24 protein-coding genes and 1 other RNA gene are annotated in these 21,090 nt (G+C 68.3%); 15 read left to right on the top strand and 10 right to left on the bottom strand.

Annotation, left to right across the window (positions count from 1 at the left end; all coding sequences use genetic code 11):
- Positions 1–75: 75 nt before the first annotated feature.
- Both ACP7AB_RS00385 and ACP7AB_RS00380 read right to left on the bottom strand, forming a co-directional pair.
- On the bottom strand, positions 76–1,629 hold the full coding sequence (locus tag ACP7AB_RS00385) for an ATP-binding protein (protein ID WP_425987788.1): 1,554 nt from the start codon (positions 1,627–1,629) through the stop codon (positions 76–78).
- Complete coding sequence (locus ACP7AB_RS00380) at positions 1,626–2,348, bottom strand: response regulator (protein WP_425987786.1); 723 nt, start codon at positions 2,346–2,348, stop codon at positions 1,626–1,628. Before ACP7AB_RS00380 ends, ACP7AB_RS00385 begins: the two co-directional genes overlap by 4 nt.
- A gap of 129 nt (positions 2,349–2,477) precedes the next feature.
- Here ACP7AB_RS00380 and ACP7AB_RS00375 point away from each other — a divergent pair, with 129 nt between their 5' ends.
- The 3 genes from ACP7AB_RS00375 to ACP7AB_RS00365 all read left to right on the top strand — a co-directional run bounded on the left by ACP7AB_RS00375 (position 2,478) and on the right by ACP7AB_RS00365 (position 5,816).
- Entirely contained in the window at positions 2,478–3,182 is a 705-nt protein-coding gene (locus tag ACP7AB_RS00375) for an EF-hand domain-containing protein (protein WP_425987783.1), read from the top strand.
- A 65-nt stretch (positions 3,183–3,247) separates the two neighbouring features.
- Positions 3,248–4,534, top strand: coding sequence for a S41 family peptidase (locus ACP7AB_RS00370; RefSeq protein WP_425987781.1), 1,287 nt, complete (start codon positions 3,248–3,250; stop codon positions 4,532–4,534).
- A gap of 4 nt (positions 4,535–4,538) precedes the next feature.
- Positions 4,539–5,816, top strand: a complete 1,278-nt coding sequence (locus ACP7AB_RS00365) for a S41 family peptidase (RefSeq protein ID WP_426046051.1) — start codon at positions 4,539–4,541, stop codon at positions 5,814–5,816.
- On the opposite strand, the gene purT is transcribed toward ACP7AB_RS00365, so the two are convergent.
- The 4 genes from purT to tkt are packed head-to-tail and all read right to left on the bottom strand — an operon-like array spanning position 5,797 to position 10,185.
- Positions 5,797–6,990 (bottom strand): formate-dependent phosphoribosylglycinamide formyltransferase, encoded by a 1,194-nt coding sequence (gene purT, locus ACP7AB_RS00360; protein WP_425987777.1) that lies wholly within the window; start codon positions 6,988–6,990, stop codon positions 5,797–5,799. The genes ACP7AB_RS00365 and purT overlap by 20 nt on opposite strands.
- A gap of 10 nt (positions 6,991–7,000) precedes the next feature.
- Entirely contained in the window at positions 7,001–7,837 is an 837-nt protein-coding gene (locus tag ACP7AB_RS00355; RefSeq protein ID WP_425987775.1) for a hypothetical protein, read from the bottom strand.
- Positions 7,838–7,849: 12 nt separating this feature from the next.
- Complete coding sequence (locus ACP7AB_RS00350) at positions 7,850–8,236, bottom strand: VOC family protein (protein ID WP_425987773.1); 387 nt, start codon at positions 8,234–8,236, stop codon at positions 7,850–7,852.
- Complete coding sequence (gene tkt, locus ACP7AB_RS00345; RefSeq protein WP_425988268.1) at positions 8,236–10,185, bottom strand: transketolase; 1,950 nt, start codon at positions 10,183–10,185, stop codon at positions 8,236–8,238. Before tkt ends, ACP7AB_RS00350 begins: the two co-directional genes overlap by 1 nt.
- A gap of 135 nt (positions 10,186–10,320) precedes the next feature.
- On the opposite strand from tkt, the gene ACP7AB_RS00340 reads away from it, so the two are divergent.
- The 10 genes from ACP7AB_RS00340 (at position 10,321) to ACP7AB_RS00295 (ending at position 14,567) form a co-directional block, all read left to right on the top strand.
- Positions 10,321–10,581, top strand: coding sequence for a hypothetical protein (locus tag ACP7AB_RS00340; RefSeq protein ID WP_425987771.1), 261 nt, complete (start codon positions 10,321–10,323; stop codon positions 10,579–10,581).
- A complete protein-coding gene (locus tag ACP7AB_RS00335; protein WP_425987769.1) occupies positions 10,581–10,904 on the top strand; it encodes a cell division protein ZapA in 324 nt (107 codons plus the stop codon). Before ACP7AB_RS00340 ends, ACP7AB_RS00335 begins: the two co-directional genes overlap by 1 nt.
- Positions 10,905–11,103: 199 nt before the next feature.
- Positions 11,104–11,266: non-coding RNA, 6S RNA (ssrS, locus tag ACP7AB_RS00330), on the top strand.
- 148 nt (positions 11,267–11,414) lie between these two features.
- Positions 11,415–11,636 carry a hypothetical protein gene (locus ACP7AB_RS00325; RefSeq protein WP_425988290.1) on the top strand — a complete coding sequence of 74 codons (222 nt, stop codon included), beginning with the start codon at positions 11,415–11,417 and terminating at the stop codon, positions 11,634–11,636.
- Positions 11,552–12,193 carry a 5-formyltetrahydrofolate cyclo-ligase gene (locus ACP7AB_RS00320; RefSeq protein ID WP_425988266.1) on the top strand — a complete coding sequence of 214 codons (642 nt, stop codon included), beginning with the start codon at positions 11,552–11,554 and terminating at the stop codon, positions 12,191–12,193. Before ACP7AB_RS00325 ends, ACP7AB_RS00320 begins: the two co-directional genes overlap by 85 nt.
- A 31-nt stretch (positions 12,194–12,224) precedes the next feature.
- Complete coding sequence (vapB, locus tag ACP7AB_RS00315; RefSeq protein ID WP_425987767.1) at positions 12,225–12,470, top strand: type II toxin-antitoxin system VapB family antitoxin; 246 nt, start codon at positions 12,225–12,227, stop codon at positions 12,468–12,470.
- Positions 12,470–12,904: a PIN domain-containing protein gene (locus ACP7AB_RS00310; RefSeq protein WP_425987766.1), complete on the top strand. Its 435-nt coding sequence runs from the start codon at positions 12,470–12,472 to the stop codon at positions 12,902–12,904. The genes vapB and ACP7AB_RS00310 overlap by 1 nt, the downstream gene beginning before the upstream one ends.
- A complete protein-coding gene (locus ACP7AB_RS00305; protein WP_425987764.1) occupies positions 12,901–13,725 on the top strand; it encodes a TIGR00282 family metallophosphoesterase in 825 nt (274 codons plus the stop codon). Before ACP7AB_RS00310 ends, ACP7AB_RS00305 begins: the two co-directional genes overlap by 4 nt.
- Before the next feature lie 73 nt (positions 13,726–13,798).
- Positions 13,799–14,254 carry a MotA/TolQ/ExbB proton channel family protein gene (locus ACP7AB_RS00300; protein ID WP_425987762.1) on the top strand — a complete coding sequence of 152 codons (456 nt, stop codon included), beginning with the start codon at positions 13,799–13,801 and terminating at the stop codon, positions 14,252–14,254.
- Between the two features lies 1 nt (position 14,255).
- Positions 14,256–14,567, top strand: a complete 312-nt coding sequence (locus ACP7AB_RS00295; protein ID WP_425987759.1) for a BlaI/MecI/CopY family transcriptional regulator — start codon at positions 14,256–14,258, stop codon at positions 14,565–14,567.
- Positions 14,568–14,570: 3 nt separating this feature from the next.
- Here the strand turns inward: ACP7AB_RS00295 and ACP7AB_RS00290 are convergent, their stop codons facing one another.
- Both ACP7AB_RS00290 and ACP7AB_RS00285 read right to left on the bottom strand, forming a co-directional pair.
- Complete coding sequence (locus ACP7AB_RS00290; RefSeq protein WP_425987757.1) at positions 14,571–14,990, bottom strand: DUF305 domain-containing protein; 420 nt, start codon at positions 14,988–14,990, stop codon at positions 14,571–14,573.
- Positions 14,991–15,309: 319 nt separating this feature from the next.
- Positions 15,310–16,872: an alkaline phosphatase D family protein gene (locus ACP7AB_RS00285; protein ID WP_425987755.1), complete on the bottom strand. Its 1,563-nt coding sequence runs from the start codon at positions 16,870–16,872 to the stop codon at positions 15,310–15,312.
- 160 nt (positions 16,873–17,032) lie between these two features.
- Between ACP7AB_RS00285 and ACP7AB_RS00280 the strand changes: the two genes are divergently transcribed.
- Both ACP7AB_RS00280 and ACP7AB_RS00275 read left to right on the top strand, forming a co-directional pair.
- Positions 17,033–17,470: a peptidase S1 gene (locus ACP7AB_RS00280; protein WP_425987753.1), complete on the top strand. Its 438-nt coding sequence runs from the start codon at positions 17,033–17,035 to the stop codon at positions 17,468–17,470.
- A 105-nt stretch (positions 17,471–17,575) separates the two neighbouring features.
- Positions 17,576–18,031: a peptidase S1 gene (locus ACP7AB_RS00275; RefSeq protein WP_425987751.1), complete on the top strand. Its 456-nt coding sequence runs from the start codon at positions 17,576–17,578 to the stop codon at positions 18,029–18,031.
- 42 nt (positions 18,032–18,073) lie between these two features.
- On the opposite strand, the gene purL is transcribed toward ACP7AB_RS00275, so the two are convergent.
- Both purL and ACP7AB_RS00265 read right to left on the bottom strand, forming a co-directional pair.
- The gene (purL, locus tag ACP7AB_RS00270; protein WP_425987750.1) at positions 18,074–20,284 is read right to left on the bottom strand and encodes a phosphoribosylformylglycinamidine synthase subunit PurL; all 2,211 of its coding nucleotides are present in this window, start codon (positions 20,282–20,284) and stop codon (positions 18,074–18,076) included.
- Between the two features lie 62 nt (positions 20,285–20,346).
- Positions 20,347–21,075 (bottom strand): hypothetical protein, encoded by a 729-nt coding sequence (locus tag ACP7AB_RS00265; RefSeq protein ID WP_425987748.1) that lies wholly within the window; start codon positions 21,073–21,075, stop codon positions 20,347–20,349.
- Positions 21,076–21,090: the final 15 nt, after the last annotated feature.

The raw sequence follows: 21,090 nt of genomic DNA, 5'->3' as shown, positions 1-21,090 counted from the left end.
TTGGCGCTTCAATGGGACCGGCGGAGCTGAGGATCAACCCCGGGAGCGTCACAAGGGATGATCGGATGTAACGGTTCAGCTTGCGAGCGGCAGGGACAGCCGGGCCTCCAGCCCGCCTCCGGCGCGGTTGGTCAGCGTCACGTCGCCGCCCGCCGCCCGCGCCGCCTGACGCGCCACGGCGAGGCCCAGCCCCGCCCCGCCGGTCTGACGGTTGCGGGAGCGTTCGCCGCGCTGGAACGGCTCGAACACCGTGTCCAGCTCGGCCTCGGGCAGGCCGGGGCCGTCGTCGGCGACGGTCAGGAGGACGCTGTCTCCCGACCGGACCGCCTTGACGCGAGCCGCGTCGCCGAACTTCAGCGCATTGTCGATCAGGTTGGCGACCGCCCGCCGCAAGGCCGCCGGGTCGCCCTCGACCGGCAGGCTCTGATCGCCGGAGAAGGTCACCGCCGCCCCGGTCTCGGCGAAGCCTGCCGCGCAGTCGGCGGCGAGATGCGCGAGGTCCAGCCGTTCGCGACGCTCCGCCTGGACCTCGCCGCGCACGAAGGCCATGGCCTGGCCGATCAGCCCGTCCATCTCCTCGACGTCGGCGGCCATCTTGTCGCGCAGGGCCTCGGGCGCCTGTTCCGCGCGGAACCGGAGCCGCGTCAGGGGGGTGCGCAGATCGTGGGCGATGGCGGCGATGGTCTGGGTGCGCTGGCGCATATGGCCCCGGATCGAGGCCTGCATGTCGTTGAAGGCGCCGATGGCCGTGCGCACCTCTGACGGGCCGGACGGGACCAGAGGGGGGGCGTCCGGATCGGCGCCGAGCCGCTCGGCCGCCTCGGCGAACTGGCGGATCGGGCGGGTCAACCGACGCGCCATGAGCCAGACCAGCGGCGCCAGCAACAGGGCGGTGATGACCAGGGCGATCAGCAGCCGCATCTGCCACGGGTCGATCAGGCCACGCGGCGGCTCGACCGTGGCCCAGCGCCCGTCCTCCATCCGCACCGAGGCCGAGAAGGGCGCGAAGGTCAGCCGGTCGGCGGTGACCGTGAACCGCGTCGGTCCCTCGCCAGCCGTAACCACGCGCACGTCGTTCGAGCCCGGGGGCGAGGGTATGCCGCGCCGCGCCAGCACCTCGCCGACCTCGGCCATGATGGCGTCGTGGTCCGCCCGGTGATCCTCGCCTGGCTCGGTTCGCCGACTGAAGACGATGCTGGACGTGCTTTCGGTGATGCGGGCGCCGGCGACCAGCGGCCCCTGATCCGGGGCGCGAGGTCCGCGCGGCAGGGCGGGGCGCCAGTGCGTGCGTTCCGGCGACAGCCACACCCGCACCTCGCCCGGCCCCCGGCCCAGCCGCTGGGCCAGACCCATGCTGATCGCGTGTTCAACCGGTCCGCCCCCGAGGTCGTGTTGGGGCGGCTGGTCCGAGACCCGGCGGACGAGCGCGCGGCCGTCGGAGGTCTCGGCAGGCCGTCCGGCCAGGGCGTCTGCGGCGGCCGGAATGCCGAACCCGGCGGGCTGCGGCGGCGGCGCGGTCAGGACGACCGCGAAGACCACGGCCTGGGAGGCGACGACCGCGAAGACGGAGAGCAGGGCGACCTGCATCAGGACCGACATGGAGCCGAAGGGCGAAGACCGGGGTTTCATGCCCGCGCCCCGGCCCGGTCCGCCCGTCGGACACGCGCGTCGAAGCGATACCCCTCGCCCCGGATCGTGGCGATCAGTTCGCGACCCGAGCCGTCGTCGAGTTTCTTCCTCAGGCGGCTGATCTGGACGTCCATCGCGCGGTCGAAGACGTCGGCGTCGGCGCCCCGTGCGGCCTCCAGCAACTGGTCGCGGGTCAGGACCCGGCCGGGCCGCTCGGCGAAGGCGCGCAGCAGGCCGAACTCTCCGGCCGACAGGGTCACGATCTCTCCGCCGGGCTGCGACAGTTCGCGCCGCACGAGGTCCAGCCTCCAGCCGTCGAACATCAGGGCCGCCCCCGCCGGAGCCTCGTCCTCGCGCGGGCGGCGCAGAACGGCGCGGATGCGGGCCAGCAGCTCGCGCGGATTGCACGGCTTGGCCAGATAGTCGTCGGCGCCGAGCTCCAGCCCCACGATCCGGTCGGTGTCCTCGCCCATGGCCGACAGCATGACCACGGGCGGCGTGCCCGACAGCCGACGCACCACTGACAGCCCGTCCTCGCCCGGCATCATCAGGTCGAGCACGATCAGGTCGGTCGGACCTTCGGCCAGAGCCCGGTCCATCTCGGCCGCCGAGGCCGCGCCACGCGCCTGATAGCCGTGCTGGCCGAGGTAGTCGCACAGGACTTCCCGAATGCCGGGATCGTCGTCGACGACGAGGATGCGAGGGGAGGGATCGCTCATGGCCGCCTACATGCCCTGACAGAGAGACCGTACCATTTCACGGCTGAAACAATTGATCCGGAGCCTGAAATACCCCGGCAAGCCGGCCATGGTCCAAGTGCGCATCAGAAACTTGAAGGAAAAGACTTCATGTCCGTCATCGCCATCGCCCTGCTGGCCGCCCTGAACGGCGCCGCACCCCAGGATCAGGCCGCGCCCCGGGTCGAGACCCGCTCCGAGATCCGCATCGTCAATGCGGGCGGCGAAGGTCCCGGCCGGCTCGACGCGGATGGCGACGGCGTGGTCACGCGCGAGGAGTTCTCGGCTCCGATGGGCGACGCCTTCGATCGCCTCGACGCGAACGACGACGGACGCCTGTCGACCGAAGAACTGGCCGCCGGTCATGGCGAAGGCGGCCCCGGCCATCGCATGATGATGATGGGCGGTCCCGGCGGTCCCGGCGGCCCCGGTGGTCCGGGCGTTCACATCATCACCCGTGAAGGCGGCCCGGGCGGTCACGGCGCTCCCGGCGTGATGATGTTCGGCGGCCCCGAAGGCCACGGCGGTCCGGGCGGCGATGTCCGCGTCTTCTCCTTCCGTCACGGCGGCCCGGAGGGGGGTCCCGAGGGCGGTCCGCCCCACGCCGGCCCCGGCGGTTCGAGTTCGCATCAGGTCTTCGTCCATCGTTTCGGCGGCCCGGACGGCCCCGGCGAGATGGACAAGGACGGCGACGGCAAGGTCTCGCAGGAAGAGTTCCTGGCCCCGATGCGCGAAGCGTTCGGCCACATGGACGCCGACAACAATGGCTTCCTCGACGAAGGCGAAGGACATCCCGCACCGCCGCACGCCGACTGATCCGCTCTTGCGCCATCGGTTTCGTGACTTGAGGCGCGGCGGTTCGCCGGTCTAGGCTGGCGGGGATGGTTCTCCCCGCCCGCCGCGCCTTCCTTGCCCTGATCGCCGGCGCCGTCCTCCTCACGGGGGCGGCGTTCGCGCCTTCGGCCGTCTCCGCCCAGGCGGTCGAGACGATCGAGGCGCCCGCGATCCCGACCCGCGACCGCGCCCGCATGAACGGGCGGGTGTTCGACACGGTCTGGAACCTCGTTCGTCGCCAGTATTACGACCCGGACCTGCACGGCCTGGACTGGAACGCCGTCCGCGAGACCTGGCGACCTCAGGCCATCGCCGCCGACGACGACCGCGACCTGTACCGGGCGCTCAGCGGCATGCTGGACCTGCTGGACGACGATCACGCCGGCGCTATTTCCGCCGCCGTCGCCCGCCGTCAGGACCAGCAGCGGACCCGGCGCGCGGTGATGGGGGTCTCCCTGGCCCGTCAGGACGGCGACCAGTGGCGTATCGAAAATGTCCGCGTCGGCTCTCCGGCGGCGGAAGCGGGCCTCCAGCCGGGCTGGGTGCTCCAGACCATCGACGGCCAGTCCTGGGGCGTCGATTTCGACGTCGAGGAAGGCCGTGCGCTGCAGCTCGACCTGACCGACGAAGCCGGCGCCTTGCAGCGTGTCTCGGTCACCCCGCGCGTCATGGATCCGATCCCGGCCTTCAGCGTGGATGCGTCGCGACCCGGCGTGGTCGTGCTGCGGATCGAAGGGTTCGAGTCCGGCCTCGGCCGCTGGCTGGGGCAACGCCTTGCCGAGGTCTCGCCAGAAACCGACGTCGTCATCGACCTGCGTGGCAACCCCGGCGGTCTGTTGCTCGAGGCGGACGCGGCCCTGTCCTGCTTCCTCCCGGCGCGCCAGGAATGGGCGACGCGGGTCTCGCGCAGCGGCCGGCCGGTGACCCTGTCGATCATGCCGGGCTGCGGGACCCTGACCGGCCCCGTGGCCAACGACGTCGTCCTTCTGGTCGACGGATCGAGCCGCAGCGCCGCCGAACTGACCCCGGCCGCCTTGCAGGAATCCGGCCGCGCCCTCGTCGTCGGCGAACACACCGCCGGGGCGGTGCTGATCTCGCAGGACAGTCCATTGCCGGACGGCGGCCGTCTGACCCTCAGCCGCGCCGACTACATCACCGCCGGCGGCGTGCGGCTGGAGAAGCGCGGCGTTGAGCCTGACATCGTCGTGGTCCGCACGGCCGAGGAACGCCGCGCGGGTCTCGACCCGGCGCTCGATGCGGCCATCGCGGCCCTGGCCCGTCAGGACACGGCAAGGGTGAAGGTCGTCCCGGCCATCAGCTCCGAAGGCCTCTGAGGCCATGATTGCGACGACGGCCCTGCGCTGGTTGCGTTCGAGCCTTGTCGCCGCCGCCCTGGCGCTGTCCGCCTGCCAGACCATTCCTTACGAGCGTCCGGGGGTCCTGCCTCCGGCGGTTCAGGTCGCCGACGGTTCGGCCGAACCCGCGGCCCTGAACGCGCGCGTCTACGACCAGGCGGTCCGCTATGTCGAACGGCTGTTCTACAGCCGCGACTTCCAAGGAACGGACTTCGCCGCCGAGGCTGCGTCCCGTCGCGCCGAGGCCGTGGCGCAGACGACGGAGCTCGATTTTTACGCCCGGCTGGAGCAACTGGTCGAGGTTCTCGGCGACGATCACACCCAGGCCCTCAGCCCCACCCGCCGCGAGCGTCTGGCCGCGAATGACGCGGGCGCCCAACGGCCGGCCTACGGCGTTGTCATCCTGCCGCGCGGCGATGAACGCTGGGTGCTCCGCGTACGTCCCGACAGTCCGGCGGCGGAGGCCGGGGTGATGCCGGGCTGGAAGATCGAGAGCATCAACGGGGCCAGTCCGCACCTGGGTTCGGTCGCGCGCGAGGACCGGGCCGACCGGTTCGTCTTCCTCGACGAGGTCGGCGAGCGTCACCAGATCGAACTGACCGGTGTCCTGATGGCCCCCCTGCCGCGCATGGAAGCCCGGCGACTCGAGGGCGACATCGCCTATATCCGCTTTGACGATTTCGACCGCGAGACCTTCGACTGGTACAAGGGCGAGTTCGACGCGCTGGCGCAAGCGCCGCCCGCCGGGCTGATCGTCGACCTGCGCTCCAATGGCGGCGGCAGCCTGAACCTGACCGGCCTGATGCTGTCCTACCTGTTTGATCGACGGATCGACTTTGCGGTCACTCAGGGCCGTTTCATCAACCGCATCTACAATGTCGAGCCGCCGGAACGACCCTATCTCGGGCCGGTGGTGATCCTCGTCGGCTCCGCCTCGGCGAGCGGCGGCGAACTCTATCCGGCGGTGGCGCGTGAACTGGACCGGGCCGTGATCGTCGGAGAGCCGACACGCGGCGCGGTCATCGCGTCGCGCCTGGTCGAGCTGCCGGACGGCGGCGGGATCCGGATCGGAATGACCGACATGACCACGCCTGCGGGTGTTCGTCTGGAGAAGACGGGGGTCACGCCGGACATCGTGCTGGACACCGACTGGAGCGAAATCCGGGCCGGTCGCGATCCGGGTCTGACGATCGCCCTGGCCCAGATCGAGCGACTACGGGCGGAAGCGGCGGAGCGGCCGGCTACCCCGCCACCGGCCTGACCCTGCTTGCGGACAGCGTCGCGCGCTCGCGCGCCTGATCCGTCGTCTCGCCCCGCGCCAGGGCCACGCCCATGCGTCGCCGCTCGAAGGCCTCGGGCTTGCCGAACAGGCGCAGGTCGGCGGTCGGGACCGACAGGGCCTCGGCCACGCCCTCGTAGGCGATCCCAACCCCATCCATGCCGCCATAGATGACCGCGCTGGCGCCGATCTCGCGCTGGCTGACGTCGACAGGCAGGCCGAGAATCGCCCGCGCATGCAGGGCGAACTCGCTCTGTGTCTGTGTGGCCAGTGTCACCAGCCCGGTGTCGTGCGGGCGCGGCGAAACCTCCGAGAACCAGACCGCGTCGCCCTTCACGAACAGCTCGACGCCGAAGACGCCGAGCCCGCCCAGAGCCTCCGTCACCTTGCCCGCGATGTCCTGCGCAGTCGCCAGAGAGGCTGCGCTCATGGCCTGGGGCTGCCAGCTCTCGACATAGTCGCCCTTGACCTGACGATGGCCGATGGGGGCGCAGAAGTCGGTGACCACGGCGCCGTCGCGCATCGAGCGAACGGTCAGCAGGGTGATCTCGAAATCGAAGTCGATCCGCCCCTCGACGATGACCCGCGCCGTCTCGACCCGGCCTGACGACTGGGCATAGGCCCAGGCGTTGGCGGCGTCCTCATAGGCGTCGATGAAGGACTGGCCCTTGCCCGACGACGACATCACCGGCTTGACGAAGACCGGCAGGCCGATCTCGTGCGCGGCCGCCGCCAGTTCCGCCGCCGACCCGGCGAAGGCATAGGGGCTGGTCGGCAGGCCCAGCTCCTCGGCCGCCAGCCGGCGGATGCCTTCGCGGTTCATGGTCAACTGCGTCGCCCGCGCCGTCGGGATGACCCGCGCCATGCCCGCCGCCTCGATGTCGGCCAGGACCTCCGTGGCGATGGCCTCGATCTCCGGCACGATGATGTGCGGCGCCTCGGCCATGATGACGCCGTTCAGCACCTGCGGGTCCGTCATCGGGATCACGTGACTGCGATGCGCCACCTGCATGGCGGGCGCGTTGGCGTAGCGATCGACGACGATCACCTCGCAGCCCAGCCGCTGCAGCTCGATCGCGACCTCCTTGCCCAGTTCGCCGCCGCCCAGAAGCATCACCCGGACGGCGGTGTCGGAAAGAGGGGTGCCGAGTTTCATCAGATGGTCCTTATTCAGCCGCTTCGGCAGCTTCCCTGGGCGCCCAGTTTCCGGCGGTCTTGCCGGCGGCGAGCGCGTCGATCAGCGCCGCAGGCGCGCCTGCCTCGCGCATCTCGTCGGCGGTCAGATAGACGGTTCCGCCACAGGCCTGAACCACGTGCGCATAGTCGGCGTCGATGGCCACGCCGCCGTGCTCGGCATCGGCCCAGACGCGGAAGCCCTGACCCAGCTCATCGTCCGCCAGGGGCTTCCAGACGTCCTGGCACGCTTCCCGCCGTTCGGCGTCGGTCGTCTCCGCCAGCATCTTGCGCTCGTACAGCGTCTCCAGCCGGGGCGAGCGGACGCTGTAGACGTAGTCGGTCGGCATCCCTTCCTCGGACTGGTCCTGAACCAGGCCCAGGCCCGGGAGCAGGGCGACCCAGTTCACCCGCTCGCCGGTCGACAGGTCCCAGGTGATCGGGGTCTGCGACGTCGACGGATAGGCGCCGCCGCAAAAGATTTCGAGATGCTCGCGCAGGGTCAGATAGGCCGGACCTGTCATCGGTCGCGTGATGGTTCGGGTCCAGCCGTCGCCCTCCTGGCTATCGGCCATCTGCCCGCATTCGCCCGCATCCGCCACGGCTGTGGCGTCCAGGCGGTCCAGTTCGGCATTGATGCGCACGATGGCCGTGCTGTCGCCGGACAGCCGGGGCATGGCCTCGATATCGGCGGACAGCCTGGGCTTCTCGACCAGGATCGGGCCGCCTGCCGCAGCGGCGACGCCCTCCGCCCGGGAGGTCGTGCCCTGACCGCATGCGGCCAGTCCCAGCATCAGGGCGACCATCGCCGCACTCGTGATCGTCTTCATCTCAGCCGCCCCTCAGTGTGCCGGTTCGATCAGATCCCAGCCGTTGCCGTACAGATCTTCGAAGACCACCACCTTGCCATAGGATTCGGACCTTGGGGCCTCACGGAACGTGACCCCGGCGGCCAGCCAGGCGGCGTGGTCGCGCATCAGGTCGTCGGTCTCCAGGAACAGCCAGACCCGGCCGCCGGCCTGATCGCCGATCCGGGCGACCTGCGCCTCGGTCGTCGCGCGAGCCAGCAGCAGGGCGGTCTCGCCGCCTTTCGGGGTGACCCGCACCCAGCGCTTGCCGCCGCCCATGTCGGTGTCCTCGCTGAGGTCGAAGCCCAGCGTGCCGACGTAGAAGGCGATGGCCTCGTCATAGTCACGGACCAGCAGGCTGACCGCGCCGATCCGGCTCACTACAGGCGAGCCTTGGCCGCCGCCACGATCGCATCCGCCGTGATGCCGAACTCGCGGTACAGCACCTCCGCCGGGGCCGAGGCGCCGAAGCCGGTCATGCCGATGAAGGCGCCGTCCTCGCCGATGAACCGTTCCCAGCCCTGTTTGATCGCCGCCTCGCAGGCGACGCGCACCGTGCCCCGGCCGATGACCGAGGCCTGGTAGGCGGCGTCCTGCTGCTCGAACAGTTCGAAGCAGGGGACCGACACGACCCGCGTCGGGGTGCCCTCGGCCTCCAGCGTCTCGGCCGCCTTCAGCGCCAGGGGCATCTCCGTGCCCGTGGCGAACAGGGTGACCTTCGCCTCGCCGTTCGAGGCACGCAGTTCATAGGCGCCGCGGGCCGACAGGTTCTCGTCCGACGCCGTCACACGCACCGCCGCAGTCTTCTGCCGCGACAGGGCCATCGCCGAGGGCGTCGCCTTGTGTTGCAGGGCCAGCTGCCAGCATTCGAACGCCTCGACCGTATCGGCGGGCCGGAAGACCAGCAGGTTCGGGATCGCCCGCAGCGCCGCCAGGTGCTCGACCGGCTGGTGTGTCGGGCCGTCCTCGCCCAGGCCGATGGAATCGTGGGTCAGGACGTGGATCACGCGGATGCCCATCAGGGCCGCCATGCGGATCGCCGAACGGCTGTAGTCCGAGAACACCATGAAGGTGCCGCCGTAGGGGATGACGCCGCCGTGCAGCGCCATCCCGGTCATGGCCGCCGCCATGCCGAACTCGCGGATGCCCCAGTTGACGTAGCGACCCTCATAGGTCGGCGCGTCGAGGATCGGCGTGCCCTTGACGAAGGTGTTGTTAGAGCCGGTCAGGTCGGCCGAACCGCCGATCAGTTCCGGCACGGCGCCGAACAGGGCGTCCAGCGCGGCGCCGGACGCCTGACGCGTCGCCTGGGCCGGCTGGTCCACGATCAGTCGGGCGATGCCGGCGTTCAGGGCGTCGAACGCGCTCTCCGGCAGGTCACCCTTCATGGCGCGGGTGAAGTCGGCGGCCTGCGACGAGGCGGCGAGGCGCGCCTCCCACGCCTTGCGGTCCTTCGAGCCGCGCTTGCCGACCTTCTTCCAGGCCTTGTCGATGGTCTCGGGGATCACGAACGGCGCGTGGTTCCAGGCCAGGCCCAGACGCGTCGCCGCGATCTCGGCCGCGCCCAGGGCGGCGCCGTGGGTCTTGTGGCTACCTTCCATGGTGGCGGCGCCCTTGCCGATCCTGGTCTTGCAGGCGATCAGGGTCGGCATGTCCTGTCTGGTCGCCCACTGCAGCGCCGACTTGATCGCCTTCATGTCATGGCCGTCGACGGCCTTGACGGCCCAGCCGCAGGCCTTGAAGCGCGCCTTCTGATCGACCGCATCCGACAGGCTGACCTTGCCGTCGATGGTGATCTCGTTGTCGTCCCACAGGACGGTCAGCTTGTTGAGCCTGTAGCGGCCAGCCAGGGCGATGGCCTCCTGCGACACGCCCTCCATCAGGCAGCCGTCACCGGCGATGACCCAGGTGCGGTGGTCGACCAGGTCGTCACCATACCGGGCGGCCAGATGCCGCTCGGCCATGGCGAAGCCGATCGAGTTGGCCAGGCCCTGCCCCAGCGGACCGGTCGTGGTCTCGATGCCCGGCATATGCCCGTACTCGGGGTGGCCGGCCGTCTTCGATCCCCACTGGCGGAAGTTCGACAGCTGTTCGGCCGTCGCGGCCTTGTAGCCGGTCAGGTGCAGCAGGGCGTAGATCAGCATCGAGCCGTGGCCCGCCGACAGGATGAACCGGTCGCGGTCGGCCCAGTCCGGGCGGCTCGCATCGAACTTCAGGAATTTCGAGAACAGCACTGTCGCCACATCGGCCATGCCCATCGGCATGCCGGGGTGGCCGCTGTTGGCCTTCTCAACCCCGTCCATCGCCAGGACGCGTATGGCGTCCGCCATCATCTTCGGGGTCGCTTTTTCGGCTGCGTCTGAGGGGCGGGCCACGAATGGACCTTTCGTCTTGGTGCGGAAAAGGGAGGCGCGCCGCTTTACCCCGGCGTCCCGGCGGGTTCTATACGAAATCTGGAGGAAACGATGGCCGACGCCTCGACAGCTGCGCGCGACAGGATCGACCGGGCCCTCGCCTTGCTGGAACGCAAGGTGCTGGAGCTGAAGGCGCGTCCCGCCAACGCCCCAGGCCTGGCCGACGATGATCTGTTCGCTATCCCGACGCCCGCCGGACCGGACGAGCATCGTCGCATCGCCGAACTTGAGGCCGCCGGGCGCGAAGCGTCAGCCGCCCTCGCCGCCGCCGCCATGGCCGTGCGCGACATCCTCGCCCGGGACGACGTCTGATGGCGACGGTCACGGTCGAGATCAACGGACGCCCCTACGCCGTGGGCTGCGCCGACGGACAGGAGGAGCGGGTCCGCATCCTCGCCAAGCAATTCGACGTCCATGTGCGACAGGTCGCGGGCGACGTGGGCCATGTTGGCGACATCCGCCTGTTCCTGATGGCCGCCCTGGTGCTGGCCGACGAACTGCATGAGGTGCGGATGGGCGGTGGGACGGGCCCGGTCGCCGCCGACGCTGCCTCGACCCCGCTTTCCGACACCGGCGTCGCCGAGGCCCTGAACGCCGTCGCCGCCCGCATCGAGAAGATCGCGCAGTCTCTCTGAGCTCATGCCTCTCCTCCCTGTCGCGCAGCGATGGGGAGGTGGCAGCGAGCGCTTGCGGGCTGACGGAGGGGGTCTTGGGTGAACGCAGAAAGAACCCCTTCGTCCCTCCGCCTTGCTCCGGGCCACCTCCCCATCCTGCGGACGGGGAGGAGACGCCATTGTCCATGTGACCAAGAGCGCCTATCTTCTCCAGCGGCGGGTCATGCTGTGGCTCTCGTCGAAGGCAACACATCCTCGCGGCCTTAATTCACTCGAAGGGATCTGCCCCTGTCTGACCTCGTGGGGTCGGATACGCGGAGCCCACCTGGCTACCCAGGCTCGAGAGGATTTAAACCGTCCTTCACGGCTCTTACGGCGCCGCCAACCTGTCTCTCTTTTGGGCGCTATCGCTCGCCCCCCGGTCCGATCTTCGATCGGCCGGAGGACAGGCTTTGCGGTCGCTCGCTGCTTGAGCGCGCCGCGACCCGGGCGTAGACAAGCCGTGGCAAGCGTCAGCTTGAGGAGTAGGCCATGAAACGCGTCTGGTTTGGTCCGAAGCGCTTCGGATGGGGCGCATCTCCCGCCAGCTGGGAAGGCTGGGCGGCGACGGGTGTCTTCATTCTCGCTATGCTTTTGACCGGCAACCTGCTCCGGGACGTGGCCTTGGTCTGGGCACTGATGCTGGCCGAGATCGCAATCTTCTTTGTCGTGGTCATCCTGACCTACGACAAGAATGCCCGGACGCCCGTCTGACCTACCCGGACAAGCCAGCCCTCCGCGCCGAGGCCCGCGCAGCACGACGCTGGCTGGCCGCGCTGGAACCGCTTGCCGCTGACCGGGCCGCGTCGCACGCGGGCAGTCTGCCGCCGACCGGGCTCGTCGCCGTCTATCGCGCCATCGGTTCCGAACTGGATCCCGGGCCGCTGGGCCTGGCCCTGATTGAGACCGGTCATGGTCTGTGCCTGCCCGTCGCGCTGGAGCGGGACGCACCGATGATCTTCCGTCGCTGGTCGCCCGGCGAACCGCTGGAGATGGACGCCGCCGGCTGTCCCGCGCCCCTGCCGTTGGCCGAGGTCGTCGACCCCGACCTGATTATCACGCCCCTGCTGGCCTTCGACGACTTCGGCGGACGCTTGGGTCAGGGCGGCGGCTACTATGACCGGACATTCGCGGCGCGGCCCAAGGCGATCCGCATCGGCTTCGCCTTCGCCGGCCAGCGCGTCGCCAGCTTGCCGATGGATGAGCATGATGTGCGACTGCATGGCGTTCTGACTGAGGCGGCCTATCACCAGTTTGGCATATCCCGTTGACATATGCCGTCTTGGGCCTGACATTCGCTCTATGAACGCTCCCTTCAAACCGCCCTATGCCAAGGCGACGGTCTTCAAGTCCAATCGTTCGCAGGCGGTTCGGATTCCCAAGTCGGTCGCTTTTCCGGACGATGTGAAGGAACTGCGTGTGATCCGGGAGGGTCGTGGAATTCTGCTGGTTCCCGCTAACGCGGTCTGGTCCGACTTCCTTGCGGAACCTGCGGGCGAAATTGTCATGCCGGACGATCCCATCGACAATTCGATCGCCGAGTTCTGATGCTGCACTACTGTCTCGATACCGACGTCTGCATCCGCATCATTCGCAACCGCCCCTTCATCGGTGGCGATCTGGAGGCGCGGCTTAACGAGCATGCTGACGCCTTGGCGACCTCAACTGTCGTGATGACCGAGCTTCTCCACGGCGCGGCCGTCTCGGCCAATCCCTTGAAAGAGCGTGACAATGCTGTTCGCCTGCTCGCCCGTATGACCGTTCTGGATTTCGACGCCGAAGCGGCCGAACACGCGGCCGATATCAAGGCTGACCTGCAGAAGAAGGGCCGTATGATCGGGGGCAACGACATCCTCATCGCCGGTCACGCCCGCAGCCGAGGCTTGACTATGGTGACAGGTAATTTGCGCGAGTTTGAGCGCGTCGACGGCCTTAGGGTCGAGGATTGGCCCGCTGGGCCAATGGTGAGGCCTGGACTATGAGACTGGCCTTCTTCGGCGACGTGATCGGCAAGTCCGGTCGCGACGGCCTGTCCGACCATCTGCCCGGCCTGAAGCGGGTGCTCAAGCTCGACTTCGTGGTGGTGAATGCCGAGAACGCCGCCGGCGGCTTCGGCATCACCGAGAACACGGCCAAGGAGCTGTTCATGGCCGGCGCCGACTGCCTGACGCTGGGCAACCACTCCTGGGATCAGCGCGAGGCCCTGACCTATATCGTGCGCGAGCCGCGCCTGATCCGACCCGCCAACTATCCCCGGCTGATGGATGCGCCGGGCGCCGGCGCCAATCTGTTCGAGACCGACAGCGGTCGCACCGTCCTGGTCATGAACGTGCTGGGCCGCATCCATATGGACCCCAACGACGATCCGTTCAGCGCCGTGGACCGCGAACTGAACGCCGCCCCCCTGGGTCACGTCGCCGACGCCGTCATCGTCGACATGCACGCCGAGGCGACCTCGGAGAAGATGGCCATGGGCCATTTCTGTGACGGCCGCGCCAGCCTGGTCATCGGCACCCACACCCACGTCCCGACCGCCGACTGCCAGATCCTGCCCGGCGGCACGGCCTATCAGACCGACGCCGGCGGCTGCTGCGACTATGATTCCGTCATCGGCAACGAGAAGGAAGAGCCGCTGCGGCGGTTCACCACGCGGATTTCCGGCGGTCGTTATGTTCCGGCGCACGGACCGGCCACCATCTGCGGCGTCTATGTCGAGACCGACGACAAGACCGGCCTCGCCACCCGCATCGAACCCATCCGCGTCGGCGGCCGCCTCAGCCAGCACATCCCGAGCGCCGCCTGAAGCGGGGGCATTGACGATAAAGATTACGCATGTAACCTTATTGGCCTACAAACGTAGTCCAAGGGAGAATGACATGCCTTCTTCGCGTTCGCTTTCGATTCTGTCCGCCGTCGCCCTGGTGGTTGTGCCGGGCACCGCCCTCGCGCAGGGCCTTAAGCCGGTCACGATCTTCTTTGAAGCCGCGCCTTCGATGAAGGCGATCATCCTCGCCCTGATCATCGCCGCCATCGCCGCCGTCGTCGTGACGGTGAAGAAGGTCACTTCGGGTCCGCATCTGTCGGGCGGCTCGACCTATCTCTCGGCGCTGCGACTTGGCGCGCCCCTGCTCGGCTTGCTTGGCGCCGCCTTCAACGGCCTGATGATGTTCGTCGGCCTCGCGAAGTTCGGATCCCAGCCTATCAACGTCCTGGCCCCCGGCCTGGCCGAGGCGACCTTCCTCGTGGTCATGGGCCTGATCGTCGGCGTGATCGCCGTGATCTGCCATTGGGCCGTCGAGGCCCGCGTCGATCGCGCCGTCCTCAGGGCCTGAAGTGGCGCGCATCCCCGTCACCGAAGCGGAGAGCGCCATCCTCTCCGCCCTGTGGCGTCACGGTCCGCTCTCCTTCGCCTCCCTGATCGAGACGGTGAAGGCCGACAACGCCTGGGGCGACGCCACCATCAAGACCCTGCTCGGCCGCCTGATGCGCAAGGGCGCCGTCCGCTCCGAACGTCACGACGGCCGCCAGCGCTACCACCACGCGATCGAGCGCCGGGACTATCTGGCCGGCGAGGTGGATGCCTTGGTCGCTCGCCTGTTCGAGGGCCGCCGCGACGCGCTCAGGGTCTTCCTCGACGAGGCCTGACGCTCAGTTCGCGGCCGGTCGCCACGCCTGCATTTCGGCGATCTCGCGCGTCTGGGCAGCGATGACCATCTGGGCCATGCGCCGCACCTCGGGGTCGCGACTGTCGCGCAGAGCGATCTCGGCCATCGCCACTGCGCCCTGATGGTGGGCGATCATCTTGGCGATATAGGCCTGATCGACCGTCTCACCCGACGCCGCCGACATCAACCGGTGCATCTCCGCCTCGGAGGCGGCGAAGGCCTGATTTCCCGCCGTCCCATGATCTCCGTCATGAGGCCCGGAGACCTCGCCGGCCGTCACCGTCGCGGCCTGGTTGACGGTCGCGGTTTCGCGCATCGCCTGCTGCACCGGATCGCCGCCGCCGTCACAGGCGCCGAGCAAGACGGGAAGGACGGCCAGAACGATGAGAGAGTGACGGATCATGGATGGCCTTTGCTGGGTTCTCTGGTCGCCAGCTTGCTGCAAAACCCGGCTGCCGTCTCGCATCACGGCGCCGCAGGCGAAACCGACAAGAGAATAAAGTCCTCGCCGGGTCTTGCTGTCCGCTGCCCGCTCCCCCACGTCGTGTGGAGGTCTTTGAAATCGTCTCATCCAGCCGCTGACGGCGCGATCGCCTATCCTTCAAGATAGTCGAATTCCACTACGGTCAAAATCTCAACGTCTTGACTTCGTTCAGGTCGATCCGGACTCAACGGACTATCTGGACTCCACTTTCCGGAGTCGGGTTTCCGGCCGCGATCCGTCAGGCGTCGTGCAGCCGCGCGCTGCCGCCCTCGACGACCATCGACTTGCGCGTCGACAGCACGCCCGTCCGGTCGTGAACCTGGTCCAGCACCTTGAAGTCGGTGCGCCAGCGCTCGGGCGTCACCTCGCAGACGACATAGCCACGCTGCGAGTTGTTGAACTTCAGCTGCGGGTTCACCGACTGGATCGCCGCTATGTCGGGCCGCTGGTCGACCCCGTCGCCGCCGGAACTGATGGAGGTGGCGACGAACTCGGTCGCGATCGGCTCGCCTTCCGGATTGCGGCCGTCGATGAACAGTTCGCCCGCATAGTTCTGATGCTCGTCGCCCGTCAGGACGACGACGTTGTCGATGCGCCGATCCTTGATGTGGTTCAGAAGCCGCGCACGCGGTACGCGATATCCGGCCCAGCTGTCCGGGTTGACGCCATAGTCGTCGCCCGGGTTCCGATCCAGGTCCATGACCATGATCTGCTGGGCGAGCGATTGCCATTTCGCCTGCGAGCGGTTCAGCCCGTCGAACAGCCAGGCCTGCTGAGCCTCGCCCAGGACCTCGGCCTCACGCGCATCGATGGCTTCGCAACCCGAGTTGAACCGGTCTCCGCAGGGCTGGTCCGAGCGGTACTGTCGGGTGTCGAGCAGGTGCACGTCCAGCAGGTCGCCGTAGGTCGCCTTGCGATACAGTTGCATCTGGGAGCCGCGCGGGAAGGACGACCGGCGCAGCGGCATATGCTCATAGAAGGCCTGCATCGCGGCCGCCTTGCGCAGGGCGAAGACCTCGGCCGGCGATCCCTCCTGATCGATGTCGGAGACCCAGTTGTTATCGATCTCGTGGTCGTCCCAGACCACGAACCAGGCCGCCGACTGGCGCGCCGACTGAAGATCGGAATCCATCGTGTACTGGGCGTACCGGCGGCGGTAGTCGTCGACGGAATAGACCTCCCCGCCCTGATGGACGCGCAGGTTCTCCTGGGTCGATGTCCCGCCGTAGGTGCGGTTGCCGCGTCCCTCGTAGATATAGTCCCCGTAGAAGAAGACGAAATCCAGGTCCTCGGCCGCCATCTTGCGGTGGGCGGTGTAATAGCCGCTCTCGATCGCCTGACAGCCGGCGACGCCGAACTTCACCTGGGCCAGAGGCGCGCCCACGACCGGCGTGGTCTTGGCGCGGCCGACGCCGGAACGTTCACTGCCGACGCGGAAGCGATAGAAATACGGCCGGCCGGGCTCCAGCCCTTCAACCTCGACATGGACCGAATGCCCCAGTTCCGGGCGGGCGATGGCCTCGCCGGAATGCACGATCGTGCCGAAACCGGCGTCGGCGGCGACTTCCCACTGCACCGCCATCGCCTGGCGCGGCATGCCGTAGCCGGGCTCCATCGGCCGGGGCGCCAGCCGCGTCCAGATGACGAACCCGTCGGGCAGGGGATCGCCGGCGGCGACGCCCAGTTGGAACGGGTTCTCGTCGAACACCGCCTGGGCCAGGCCGTCGCGAGGCAGGGTGACGGCGGCCGATCCGGCGCCGAGGCCGGTCAGAAGCAGGCGGCGCGACAGGAAGAGGGACATGGCGAACTCCAATCAGGCGGCCTCGATAGGCCTCTGATGTGACAGTCAGGCTTCGTACGCCAGCCGACATTGTCAGAAATAAGAGGGTTGTAAGGTCAAGCTCCGGGAGGTCATGTTAGGGCTAGCAGCTGGGGGCTGTCTCATAACGGAGGAGGCTACAATGAAGACCTCAATGTTCACGGCGTCTATGTGTGCGGCGGCTCTTGTCGCAACCGGGGCCAGCGCCCAACAGAGCGTGTCTCTCTCCGCCGGTTTCGTTCCCGATCCTGTGACGGTCGAACTCTATTCGGGCGGCGGCAATCAGGCCTCCGATCTGGGAAGTTCCTGCGTGGGAACTGTCGGAAGCAGCCCGGATGTCGTGCTGAACTTCAGCTCGGCCGGCGGTCGTCTCGCCATCGGCGTCCTGGCCGGAACCGACACCAGCCTGGTGATCAACGGGCCCGACGGCCGCTTCTATTGCAATGATGACAACAGCGGCTTCAACCCGGGTCTGGTCTGGGGACAGGCGCCCAGCGGCCAGTACGACATCTGGGTCGGCGCCGTCGGCGACGCGGGTCCGGCGACCCTGGTCATCACCGAAGGCAGCCTCGACTACTGACTCTTTCATCCGGACTGATGATGCCGGGCCTCTCCTTGGGGCCCGGCGAATTGGGAGCCCCGCGTTGCGTCGGTGCACTCCTCCGTCAACCAAAGGACCCCAGCCATGCGTACTGTACGTCTCGCCTCAGCCATCGCCGCTGCTCTGATGGCCGCCGCCACCTCCGCCGCGGCCCAGGACCCCAGTGCCGCCGCCACTTCGGGTAGTATGGGCGCCCGCGCCGGTTTCACCCCGGACCCTATCCAGGTCAGGATCTATTCGGGCGGGTCGATCGACGCCTCGCGCCTGGGCGGGACCTGCGTCGGCATGATCGCCAGCGCGCCGGACTATGAATTCACCTATACGGCCGGCTCGTTCCCGCTGAGCTTCGGCGTAGTCTCGGACCGCGACACCAGCCTGGTCATCAACGGCCCGGACGGCCGCTGGTATTGCAATGACGACGCCGAGGGCCTGAACCCGATCCTGACCTGGGGCCGTCCGTCGAGCGGCGCCTACGACATCTGGGTCGGCGCGGTTGGCCAGGCTTCGTCCGCGACCCTGCTGATCTCCGAGTCGAACTAACCCGCCGGGCCGTCCGAAAAGGCGGCCCGGTTCGTCCTGGTCTCAGCCCTCGATCCATCCGGGCATCCAGCCCTCGTGGATTTCCCGCAGATGCTTCAGCGGGATGCTGAACAGGTCGCACCCCTGATAATTTGAGGCGAAGGCATCGCCTTTCGCGCGACCAATGACCGAGGCATGCAGCCCGGCCTCGCGTGCGCCGGCCAGCACCTCCTGCGGGTTCGGGACCGCGACCAGATAGCGGGCCTGATCCTCGCCGAACAGGAAGACGTGGGCGTGGGTGGCGCTGGAGGCATCCAGTACCAGGCCCGTGTCGGACGCCAGCGCCATGTCTGCTGCCGCTCCGATCAGGCCGCCGTCGGACAGGTCGTGGACACAGGTCAGTCGGCCGGCCTCGATCTCGCCGCGCACGAAGTCTCCGGTCTTGCGCTCCAGCGTCAGGTCCACCCGCGGTGGCGCGCCGTCCTCGCGTCCCAACACCTCGCGCAGATACAGCGACGCGCCCAGCTCCCCGACTGTTTCCCCGATCAGGACCAGCGTGTCGCCCTCGGCCATGGTCGAGAAGCCCGCGACCACGTCGTAATTGGTCAGCAGGCCGACGCCCCCGACGGTAGGGGTCGGCGGGATCGCGACGCCGTTGGTCTCGTTGTACAGGCTGACGTTTCCGCTCACGACGGGGAAGTCCAGGGCGCGGCAGGCCTCGGCCATCCCGTCGATGGCGCGGACGATCTGGCCCATGATCTCGGGCCGCTGCGGATTGCCGAAGTTCAGGTTGTCAGTGATGGCGATGGGGCGTGATCCCACGGCCGTCAGGTTGCGCCATGCCTCGGCGACGCACTGCTTGCCGCCCTCGTAAGGGTCGTTCTGGACGTAGCGGGGCGTGCAGTCCGAGGTGACCGCCAGACCCTTGTCCGTTCCGTGTACCCGGACCACGCCGGCATCGGCGCCGGTGGCCGAGTCCTGCAGGGTGTCGGCCATCACGTGGCGGTCGTACTGTTCCCAGATCCAGCGCTTGGACGCCATGTCGGGGCAGGCCAGCACCTTTAGCACCGCATCCGGCCAGCTGTCCGGCGCCGGAACCTCGCCCGGCGACAGGCGCGGATGCAGCGCGGGCTGGACCCACGGCCGGTCATACAGGGGCGCATCGTCGAACAGCGGCGCCAGCGGTACGTCGCAGACGACCTCGCCGTGGTGATTCAGCACCAACCGGCCGGTCTCTGTCGTCATGCCGATGACGGCGGCGTCCAGGCCCCACTTCTCGAAGATGCGGTGTCCATCCTGTTCGCGGCCGGGCTTCAGCACGGCCAGCATCCGTTCCTGGCTCTCGGACAGCATCATCTCATAGGCGGACATGCCGGTTTCCCGCTGGGGGACGGCGTCCATGTTGAGTTCGATCCCCACGCCGCCCTTGCCGGCCATCTCGACCGACGACGAGGTCAGGCCCGCCGCGCCCATGTCCTGAATCGCGGCGACCGCGCCCGAGGCCATCAGCTCGAGCGTCGCCTCGATCAGCAGCTTCTCGGCGAAGGGATCGCCGACCTGGACCGTGGGGCGCTTCTCGTCGGAATCCTCGTCGAACTCGGCCGAGGCCATGGTCGCGCCGTGGATGCCGTCGCGGCCGGTCTTCGATCCGAAATAGACCACCGACATATTCGGTCCCGGCGCGGCCGAGTAGAAAATCGCGTCCGACTTCGCCAGGCCCACGCACATGGCGTTGACCAGGATGTTGCCGTTGTAGCCGGAATGGAAGTTGGTCTCGCCCGCCACCGTGGGCACGCCGACGCAGTTGCCGTAACCGCCGATGCCGGACACCACGCCCTTCACCAGCCGCCTGGTCTTCTCATGCCCGATATCGCCGAAGCGCAGGGCGTTCAGCAAGGCCACCGGGCGTGCGCCCATGGTGAAGACGTCGCGCATGATCCCGCCCACGCCCGTCGCCGCGCCCTGATAGGGTTCGATGTAGGAGGGGTGGTTGTGGCTCTCCATCTTGAAGATGCACGCATCCCCGTCATCGATGTCGATGACGCCGGCGTTCTCGCCCGGTCCGCAAATCACGCGCGGCGCCGTGGTCGGGAATTTGCCAAGATGGATCTTCGACGACTTGTAGGAGCAGTGCTCTGACCACATCACCGAGAAGACGCCCAGCTCCAGCTGGTTCGGCTCGCGGCCCAGTCGGTCGAGGACGACCTGATACTCGGCGGGGTTCAGGCCGTATTCGGAGGCCAGTTCGGCCATGGTCTTTTCAGGAACGCTCATGGCCGCGCCTCATAGCGGGACTCTCGCGTGAACCCAAGCGCCCGCCTGAACTGGACCTGACCTCAGGTCGCGGCGCGCCTCAGTCCGAGCACGATGATCAGGCCGCCCCCCAACACCACCAGCGATGCCGCTATGGACCCGAACGCCAGGACGGCATTGCCCTTCTCCTGCTCGGCCACAAATACGCCCAACAATCCCCACGCGATCGGTAGGGGGTAGGCCAGCACCCGCGTCCGCAAGGTGACGAACAGGCCCAGCGCCGCCGCGACGACTACAGCGACCAGCGCCCACGCGGTCGGAGGAAGGATGGCCGGCAGGTCGCCGTTGCCTGTTGCGACGGTCAGAAGGTTCACCGGCGCCGCCACGGTCAGCCATCCCGCCAGCGCAGCGAGCGGCCAGATCGTCATCCATCGGTCCCGGTCGCCCTTCGCGAGGCCTCGGATGGCGTCCGCTTTCTGCAACAGCGGAATGAGCAGCACGATCAGCGACCCGAAGATCAGTATGATCGTCGCCAGCTCCTGGTCCCAGCCGGCCGCCAGGATCCACCAGCCGATGCCCAGCAAAGCCAGAACCGACGGCCAGCCGAATGCGCGCAGCATCTCGGTCTCATGTGTCTTCGGCAGCAACTGGCGGACGGCGTAGATGATCAGACCCAGATAGATCGGCCCCCAGATGGCGAAGGCCCAGCCGACGACCCGCAGGGTCGCGTCGCTGTCAGCGGCGAACTCGGCCGGCGATTGCCCGAGGTTCACCAGTTGTTGCAGTTGGCCGGTCGCCAGCGCGAAGACCATGCAGGCGAAGACAGC

The sequence above is a fragment of the Brevundimonas sp. TWP3-1-2b1 genome (assembly GCF_049896165.1).
Classification (GTDB): Bacteria; Pseudomonadota; Alphaproteobacteria; order Caulobacterales; family Caulobacteraceae; genus Brevundimonas; species Brevundimonas subvibrioides_B.
This window is presented reverse-complemented; position numbering and strand designations above follow the sequence as displayed.

What these genes read in the sequence shown, in the direction of transcription:
- ACP7AB_RS00385 (WP_425987788.1), bottom strand. Translation starts at nt 1,629, where the DNA reads ATGAAACCCCGGTCTTCGCCCTTCGGCTCCATGTCGGTCCTGATGCAG.
- ACP7AB_RS00380 (WP_425987786.1), bottom strand. Translation starts at nt 2,348, where the DNA reads ATGAGCGATCCCTCCCCTCGCATCCTCGTCGTCGACGACGATCCCGGC.
- ACP7AB_RS00375 (WP_425987783.1), top strand. Translation starts at nt 2,478, where the DNA reads ATGTCCGTCATCGCCATCGCCCTGCTGGCCGCCCTGAACGGCGCCGCA.
- ACP7AB_RS00370 (WP_425987781.1), top strand. Translation starts at nt 3,248, where the DNA reads ATGGTTCTCCCCGCCCGCCGCGCCTTCCTTGCCCTGATCGCCGGCGCC.
- ACP7AB_RS00365 (WP_426046051.1), top strand. Translation starts at nt 4,539, where the DNA reads ATGATTGCGACGACGGCCCTGCGCTGGTTGCGTTCGAGCCTTGTCGCC.
- purT (WP_425987777.1), bottom strand. Translation starts at nt 6,990, where the DNA reads ATGAAACTCGGCACCCCTCTTTCCGACACCGCCGTCCGGGTGATGCTT.
- ACP7AB_RS00355 (WP_425987775.1), bottom strand. Translation starts at nt 7,837, where the DNA reads ATGAAGACGATCACGAGTGCGGCGATGGTCGCCCTGATGCTGGGACTG.
- tkt (WP_425988268.1), bottom strand. Translation starts at nt 10,185, where the DNA reads ATGGCGGACGCCATACGCGTCCTGGCGATGGACGGGGTTGAGAAGGCC.
- ACP7AB_RS00340 (WP_425987771.1), top strand. Translation starts at nt 10,321, where the DNA reads ATGGCCGACGCCTCGACAGCTGCGCGCGACAGGATCGACCGGGCCCTC.
- ACP7AB_RS00335 (WP_425987769.1), top strand. Translation starts at nt 10,581, where the DNA reads ATGGCGACGGTCACGGTCGAGATCAACGGACGCCCCTACGCCGTGGGC.
- ACP7AB_RS00325 (WP_425988290.1), top strand. Translation starts at nt 11,415, where the DNA reads ATGAAACGCGTCTGGTTTGGTCCGAAGCGCTTCGGATGGGGCGCATCT.
- vapB (WP_425987767.1), top strand. Translation starts at nt 12,225, where the DNA reads ATGAACGCTCCCTTCAAACCGCCCTATGCCAAGGCGACGGTCTTCAAG.
- ACP7AB_RS00310 (WP_425987766.1), top strand. Translation starts at nt 12,470, where the DNA reads ATGCTGCACTACTGTCTCGATACCGACGTCTGCATCCGCATCATTCGC.
- ACP7AB_RS00305 (WP_425987764.1), top strand. Translation starts at nt 12,901, where the DNA reads ATGAGACTGGCCTTCTTCGGCGACGTGATCGGCAAGTCCGGTCGCGAC.
- ACP7AB_RS00300 (WP_425987762.1), top strand. Translation starts at nt 13,799, where the DNA reads ATGCCTTCTTCGCGTTCGCTTTCGATTCTGTCCGCCGTCGCCCTGGTG.
- ACP7AB_RS00290 (WP_425987757.1), bottom strand. Translation starts at nt 14,990, where the DNA reads ATGATCCGTCACTCTCTCATCGTTCTGGCCGTCCTTCCCGTCTTGCTC.
- ACP7AB_RS00285 (WP_425987755.1), bottom strand. Translation starts at nt 16,872, where the DNA reads ATGTCCCTCTTCCTGTCGCGCCGCCTGCTTCTGACCGGCCTCGGCGCC.
- ACP7AB_RS00280 (WP_425987753.1), top strand. Translation starts at nt 17,033, where the DNA reads ATGAAGACCTCAATGTTCACGGCGTCTATGTGTGCGGCGGCTCTTGTC.
- ACP7AB_RS00275 (WP_425987751.1), top strand. Translation starts at nt 17,576, where the DNA reads ATGCGTACTGTACGTCTCGCCTCAGCCATCGCCGCTGCTCTGATGGCC.
- purL (WP_425987750.1), bottom strand. Translation starts at nt 20,284, where the DNA reads ATGAGCGTTCCTGAAAAGACCATGGCCGAACTGGCCTCCGAATACGGC.
- ACP7AB_RS00265 (WP_425987748.1), bottom strand. Translation starts at nt 21,075, where the DNA reads ATGGTCTTCGCGCTGGCGACCGGCCAACTGCAACAACTGGTGAACCTC.